The sequence below is a fragment of the Oleiphilus sp. HI0080 genome (genome assembly GCF_001635135.1).
The window spans coordinates 1-6,304 of the sequence record NZ_LWFU01000118.1; the positions used below are offsets into that span (position 1 = coordinate 1).

The following is a 6,304-nucleotide window of genomic DNA, read 5'->3' on the forward strand; positions in this document are numbered from 1 at the left end:
TTCCAACTTTGGCCGACTTAAACTCGGCCATTCCAATTACTAAAATTCTTGAGCAGCTGAAGACCAGCGTGCTGACTTTTCTCAGGGTGAAACTGCGTAGCAAATACGTTGCCATCCGTAAGTGCAGCAACCACATCAACACCATAGCGACTTTGACCAGCAATTAAACTTGAATCAATTGAGGTAGGCACATAATAGCTGTGCACAAAGTAGAATCGCTCATTATCCTCAATATCATTCCACAGTGGATGTGCATGCTGACGAACTTGATTCCAGCCCATGTGTGGAACCTTCAAACGCACGCCATCTTCTTTTAGATCACTGCCAAAATAGTCTACATCACCATCAAATAGCCCGAGACAGGCGACACCACCGTTCTCTTGGCTGCGCTGCATCAGCGCCTGCATTCCAACGCAAATTCCAAGAAAAGGTCGATCTTTAGACACGTTCGCGACGATCTTATCAACGCCCAAACGATTCATTTCAGCCATGCAATCACGCATTGCCCCAACGCCCGGCAACACAACGCGATCAGCCTCCTGAATGATACTTGGATCAGCGGTCACTATGACCCGAGCGCTTGGCGCAACATGCTCAAGAGCACTAGCTACCGAGTGAAGATTTCCCATACCGTAATCGATAATGGCGATAGAATTCATAGTTCGTCTTACCTAGAACAAAAACGGCAGCGTAATACGCTACCGTCCAATACTACTAATGCGTTGCTAAACTACAGGCAACCCTTGGTCGAAGGCATGATACCGGCCATTCGATCATCAAGCTCAAGCGCCATGCGCAAAGCTCGACCGAATGCTTTAAATACGGTTTCAATTTGGTGATGGGCATTCTTACCCTTCAGGTTATCGATGTGTAAAGTCACTAAAGCGTGGTTCACGAAGCCCTGAAAAAACTCGTAGAACAGATCTGTATCAAACTTACCGACAGAGCCTTTCACAAAGGGCACATCCATCTCTAAACCAGGACGCCCCGAAAAGTCGATAACAACGCGCGACAAGGCTTCATCCAATGGCACATATGCGTGGCCATATCGTCGAATACCTTTCTTATCCCCTACCGCTTTGGCAAACGCCTGGCCCAGGGTAATCCCCAAATCTTCAACCGTGTGGTGATCATCAATATGCAGATCACCCTTCGCATGTGCCTCAATATCAATCAAGCCGTGGCGACAAATCTGATCAAGCATGTGCTCAAGAAAAGGCAAACCAGTATCAAATTTCGCCTCCCCAGTACCATCAAGATTTACGGCAACCTGGATTTGCGTCTCTAGGGTATTCCGCTCGACTTGCGCCGTTCTCGCGCTCATGCATCACTCCAATTGGTTTCTATTAAGGGCCAACCCAGACGTTGCACCCGTTAGGCGCGGAATTATAGCCTGATTCAACGCCTGAGCCTACCGTCAAAAACACAAAACCCCCAGCCAGAGCTGAGGGTTTTGATTCGATTACGACGGCCAAGATTTACTCAGCTTAAAATCACATCAAACTAACCGTTTAATTCTTCCTGAATGTTTTCGATATAGGTATCTACCATTGATGTAAACTCATGCTTAACAACTGGCGCTATGGCCATCTTCAATAGCTTAGGCATCGGCAATTCGAGCTCAGCAGAACTCACTAACCGCGCAGTAGTGCCCGAACCCGACTCTTCCAACGACCACTTACCGGAAACAAGCGCGTTGCCCTCGCCTTTAACCGGAGTCCATTCAACAGTGCCCTCATTCTCATCCGTTTCATACGTGCTTGCGTACACCGTTTGTATCGCATGATCACCCAGACCGACCTTGTCCATTTCCCATCGATAAGTGCCGTCACCAAGATCTATCAGTTGATCCACTTTTGGAAAATGCTCAGCCGATTTTGGCACATCAGAAAGCAAGGCAAACGTCGTCGCCAAATCAGCCGAAACCGTAAAAGACTTATCGATATCAATATTCACTTTGAACGCCATGGAGATTCCTCTTGTCTAATTGTTATTGGCGCGTTAGCGTTAGCGCGCTTGAGACAAATCATAAACACTTCGCACTTAAAAAGCATGTCTCATGACAACAACTCATATTAGATTCTCGGCCAACACACAATTCTCTCTCCTATGATCCCGAATTCTGGCTTTACCTCACAGCTTCTCTCCTGGTTCGACACAAACGGAAGAAAAGATTTACCGTGGCAGATAGACAAAACCCCCTATCGTGTTTGGGTTTCAGAAATCATGCTGCAACAAACCCAGGTGGCAGCGGTCATTGGCTACTATCAAAGGTTTATGCGCCGTTTCCCCACCATCGAGGCGTTGGCCGAAGCGAACGAAGACGATGTGCTCGCGCACTGGGCAGGGCTTGGATATTACGCTCGGGCACGCAACCTACACAAAACTGCCAAAATAATTTCCGAGCAATGGGAAAATGAATTCCCAAGAAGTCTCGAGGAGGTAATGGCCTTGCCCGGGATCGGACGCTCAACCGCGGGCGCAATACTATCCATATCCTTTAAAAACGCACACCCCATTTTAGATGGAAACGTAAAGCGGGTGCTTACCAGACTGCATGACATTGAAGGCTGGCCAGGACAGAAACAGATTGAAAATCAGCTTTGGAAACTAGCAGAACGATATACCCCAAATAAACGCTGCGATGACTACACACAAGCAATCATGGATTTCGGTGCGACGCTTTGCACGCGGGCTAAACCGGAATGTTTATCCTGCCCTTTTGTCGACACTTGCTTAAGCTTCAAGAACGAGACAGTAAAACAACGCCCCTCATCAAAACCGAAAAAACCGAAGCCTGTTAAAGAGCTATGGATACTTAAAATGGAATACGAAGCATCCATTTTGTTTGAGAAAAGACCCTCTACAGGAATTTGGGGAGGGCTTTACTCACTCCCCGAGCTAAGCCGAGAATTTAGCTTTGATGAAATAGAACAGCAAGTTGAACAAAGCCTAGGGCTACGCTGTTTGTCGATTGCTGAAGAGACGCCCTTTAAGCATATCTTCAGTCATTACACGCTCATGGCATACCCAGTACAAATTAGCTGCGCAAAACCAAAGAATGTTATTTCCGAAAACACCCTGGAATGGTTAGGCCGAGACGAGATCAAGCAGAAAGGCTTGCCTGCGCCAATTAGCGCGTATCTCAGACGATAGGTTAGATTAGAAAGACTGAAACAAAAAAGCCTCGCTATAAGCGAGGCTTTCGAAATAATGGTGCCCGGTCGCGGAATCGAACCACGGACACGGGGATTTTCAATCCCCTGCTCTACCGACTGAGCTAACCGGGCATGTTTTATACAGTGTTGCTTCACTGGGCTTTACCTACTCCAATACGCTTAGAACGATGGGGTTGGATTAGCGCTTCGTTGAGGCTGTGCCTTCAACGGGGGCGTATTAAAACCGTTTCGATTTATTGAGTCAAGCAGTTTTATTCACTAAATGCGAACTCACTAGAAACTGGTTATTTTGTAGGCGGAACATAGCCTTCAGCCTGCTCAAAATCGTCATTACTCAAGAACTTTTCCATTTGTTCCTTCAAAAATTTACGCGCAGATGGGTCCATCATATTAAGGTGTTTTTCGTTGATCAGCATCGTTTGATGCGCCTGCCATTCTTTCCAGGCTTTCTCTGACACATTCTCATATAGATCTTGGCCAGCAGCGCCCGGCATCGGCGGAACAGCGATTCCAGGCAACTCCTCTTGATATTTTCGACAGAATACTTTTCGCGTCATTTAGCATCTCATTGAAGTTTTTAAATACAAAGCGGAGTGTAGCTTTTCCAGAATAAAAACAACACATTCTGAGCAAAATCACCCCGACCGCCAGACAAAACGGCCATCCAATGACCTAAGATCTTCAATCGAGTATCGATCACATTTTTTCGACCGCTATGGCAATCGCTGTGGTATGTCGAATAACCACCTGACGACCAACATAAGATTCTAAAAGCTCAACATCGGGCCGAACCTCCTGCTCAACGGTCTTACCATTAGAAAACACCAAAGTCGCGCTATGATTTTCCAAATCAACCGCTGTTACGGTCGCAACCAGCTCGATCACCTCAACAGATGCAGAACCAGGCGATGAGGCATCAGGAGACACACCACCGGTGAGCGCGGCACGATCCTCTACGTACTTGTCTTCATCACTTAAGTAAACCACCTGTTCCTCGATATACTCGATCGACACATCATCGCCCTTTGAAAGCGCATCAAACTGTCGAACCTCAGGCCCCAAAGTCATCGTTCTGCTATTCCCTTCCGCATCAGTTAGGGTGACAGAACGCTTCTGATAGTCGATATCAGTAACCTTCGCCTCAATTTTAGAGGTACGGGTAGCAACGCCACCTGGCACCCCTTCGACGATCTCTTTTTTCTCATCCACTTTAGCTTCTAGAGGCTTATCTACCTTTTGGCTCGTCGAAGCGCAGCCCGCGAATAAGCTAAAAATCAGAATAATAATGCCAAGCAATGGAAAAGCATGGGTATTTCGTTTCATTCCAGTGTCTCCGTGTAATTCGTTTTTGTTATCAAAGTCGATACTAAGCCGCCTAAAAGTCTTGGTTTCATCCTAACCAACTGCAACGAAACAGGGAATAGCTTCATGCCAATCGTCATTCAAATAGAGCGACTTAAAAGCCGCAATTGCATTTTGACGAGTTTAACTGTTGTTTTTCAGTTTTGTGCGCCCTATCCTCAAACGCGAAAACGAAAACACATTCTTCACGGCTTACACGGAGCGCTTTATGGCACGTTTTGAGAACATCCTCGGCACGATTGGCAATACACCATCCATCAAGATAAATAAGCTAGGCCCAAAGCACGTTAATATGTTCGTTAAAATGGAGGCATTCAACCCAATGGCTTCTGTAAAAGATCGCCTAGCTCTAGCCGTTATTGAAGATGCCGAGAAATCCGGAAAATTAAAACCAGGCCAAACAGTTATAGAGGCCACCAGTGGAAACACGGGTATCGGCCTTGCGATGGTATGTGCGCAAAAAGGCTACCCTCTTGTGGTGACAATGGCCGCCAGCTTTTCAGTAGAACGACGAAAGTTAATGCGTTATTTGGGCGCCAAGGTTGTCATTACACCGGCTCCCTTAGGTGGCCAGGGAATGTACGACAAGGCCGTTGAACTTGCTAAACAAAACGATTGGTTTCTAGCGCGTCAATTTGAGAACGAGGCCAACGCAGACTTTCACTCAAAAACCACTGCCGAAGAGATCCTCAGCGACTTCTCTGACATTGGTTTAGATTATTGGGTAACAGGTTACGGAACTGGCGGAACGCTAAAGGGCGTATCTCGAGTCCTGCGTGAAAAAAGTCCATCGACAAAAGTCATCGCGACCGAGCCTTCTGGCGCAAATTTGCTTGAGAGTGGCGTACAGCAGGAACGCAATGCTGATGGTTCGCCGGCCAAGCCGCACGAGGCTTTCTCCCCACATCCTCTTCAAGGCTGGACACCAAACTTCATTTCCAAACTGACCGAAGATGCGGTCAATTCAAAGTACATTGACCAGCTGATCACGGTAGATGGGCCTGAGTCGATTCAATGCGCACAGCGCCTAGCGCGAGAAGAAGGTGTCTTTGTCGGCATTTCTGCCGGAGGTACCTTCGCAGCCGCCCTGAAAGCAGCTGAGAGCGCGCCTGAGGGTAGCAATATGCTAGTCATGCTTCCGGACACTGGCGAACGCTACTTGAGTACGCCATTGTTTGAAGGAATCGAGATTGAGATGAATGAGGAAGAAATCGCGATCTCAAAATCAACGCCAAGCGCTCAAATGGACTGACACTCCAAATTTGATTCTGCCAGTTTTAGCCCTGCACTCTTGCAGGGCTTAGTTTAGCTAGCTCTGCTTAGTTAGATTTAGTTAGTTAGCTTTGCTTAGTTAGCTTTGGTTAGTTAGCTTCGGATTAAAATTCAACTGTAACTTTCTAGCAGCCACGGCTTTTTAATCATACTATTGCGTCATCTAATCGTCCCAATTCAACAAGAGCCTTTCGAATGAAACTGAATGTTAAAGCCAGCCTACTGAAACCCACCATCGCCATAGCGCTTGCCCTTTGCAGTCTGTCGGTAGCGGCGGTTGAGCGAGATGGTGTCAAACTGAGTGTTGGCGCGTTCTTTTCTGATATCGATAGCAGCATTGGTTCTGCCCTGATCGGCGGCAACACCGACCTGCAAGGACAGGCAAGCTTTGAAGCCGATTTACGTCTTCAGGACAGCAGCACCCAGCCCGTTTTTGATCTTGAGTGGAATTTCAAAAAAGCCCACATGCTATCGCTGAATTATTTTTCACT

Annotated in this window: 8 protein-coding genes and 1 tRNA gene; 3 read left to right on the forward strand and 6 right to left on the reverse strand. The window is 47.1% G+C overall.

Annotated features, from left to right (window positions below; genetic code table 11):
* Window positions 1-17: 17 nt before the first annotated feature.
* The 3 genes from hisH to A3751_RS01465 form a co-directional block, all read right to left on the reverse strand.
* A complete protein-coding gene (gene hisH / locus A3751_RS01455; RefSeq protein WP_068451365.1) occupies window positions 18-659 on the reverse strand; it encodes an imidazole glycerol phosphate synthase subunit HisH in 642 nt (213 codons plus the stop codon).
* A 71-nt stretch (window positions 660-730) separates the two neighbouring features.
* Window positions 731-1,324, reverse strand: coding sequence for an imidazoleglycerol-phosphate dehydratase HisB (gene hisB, locus A3751_RS01460; RefSeq protein WP_068451368.1), 594 nt, complete (start codon window positions 1,322-1,324; stop codon window positions 731-733).
* Between the two features lie 179 nt (window positions 1,325-1,503).
* Window positions 1,504-1,968 carry an SRPBCC family protein gene (locus A3751_RS01465; RefSeq protein ID WP_068451371.1) on the reverse strand — a complete coding sequence of 155 codons (465 nt, stop codon included), beginning with the start codon at window positions 1,966-1,968 and terminating at the stop codon, window positions 1,504-1,506.
* Window positions 1,969-2,109: 141 nt separating this feature from the next.
* Here A3751_RS01465 and mutY point away from each other — a divergent pair, with 141 nt between their 5' ends.
* A complete protein-coding gene (mutY, locus tag A3751_RS01470; protein WP_068451374.1) occupies window positions 2,110-3,156 on the forward strand; it encodes an A/G-specific adenine glycosylase in 1,047 nt (348 codons plus the stop codon).
* Window positions 3,157-3,214: 58 nt separating this feature from the next.
* Here mutY and A3751_RS01475 read toward each other — a convergent pair.
* The 3 genes from A3751_RS01475 to A3751_RS01485 form a co-directional block, all read right to left on the reverse strand.
* Window positions 3,215-3,290: transfer RNA gene (locus tag A3751_RS01475), tRNA-Phe, on the reverse strand.
* Window positions 3,291-3,463: 173 nt separating this feature from the next.
* A complete protein-coding gene (locus tag A3751_RS01480; protein WP_068451377.1) occupies window positions 3,464-3,736 on the reverse strand; it encodes an oxidative damage protection protein in 273 nt (90 codons plus the stop codon).
* A 139-nt stretch (window positions 3,737-3,875) separates the two neighbouring features.
* A complete protein-coding gene (locus tag A3751_RS01485; protein WP_068451380.1) occupies window positions 3,876-4,502 on the reverse strand; it encodes a hypothetical protein in 627 nt (208 codons plus the stop codon).
* 247 nt (window positions 4,503-4,749) lie between these two features.
* Here A3751_RS01485 and A3751_RS01490 point away from each other — a divergent pair, with 247 nt between their 5' ends.
* Window positions 4,750-5,793, forward strand: coding sequence for a PLP-dependent cysteine synthase family protein (locus A3751_RS01490; RefSeq protein WP_068451383.1), 1,044 nt, complete (start codon window positions 4,750-4,752; stop codon window positions 5,791-5,793).
* 215 nt (window positions 5,794-6,008) lie between these two features.
* A partial coding sequence (locus A3751_RS01495) for a hypothetical protein (protein ID WP_156492167.1) occupies window positions 6,009-6,304 on the forward strand: 296 nt, incomplete at its 3' end.

Excerpts from the sequence above, each read along its gene's own strand:
- hisH (WP_068451365.1), bottom strand. The coding sequence starts at position 659 with ATGAATTCTATCGCCATTATCGATTACGGTATGGGAAATCTTCACTCG.
- A3751_RS01465 (WP_068451371.1), bottom strand. The coding sequence starts at position 1,968 with ATGGCGTTCAAAGTGAATATTGATATCGATAAGTCTTTTACGGTTTCG.
- A3751_RS01490 (WP_068451383.1), top strand. The coding sequence starts at position 4,750 with ATGGCACGTTTTGAGAACATCCTCGGCACGATTGGCAATACACCATCC.
- A3751_RS01480 (WP_068451377.1), bottom strand. The coding sequence starts at position 3,736 with ATGACGCGAAAAGTATTCTGTCGAAAATATCAAGAGGAGTTGCCTGGA.
- A3751_RS01485 (WP_068451380.1), bottom strand. The coding sequence starts at position 4,502 with ATGAAACGAAATACCCATGCTTTTCCATTGCTTGGCATTATTATTCTG.
- mutY (WP_068451374.1), top strand. The coding sequence starts at position 2,110 with ATGATCCCGAATTCTGGCTTTACCTCACAGCTTCTCTCCTGGTTCGAC.
- hisB (WP_068451368.1), bottom strand. The coding sequence starts at position 1,324 with ATGAGCGCGAGAACGGCGCAAGTCGAGCGGAATACCCTAGAGACGCAA.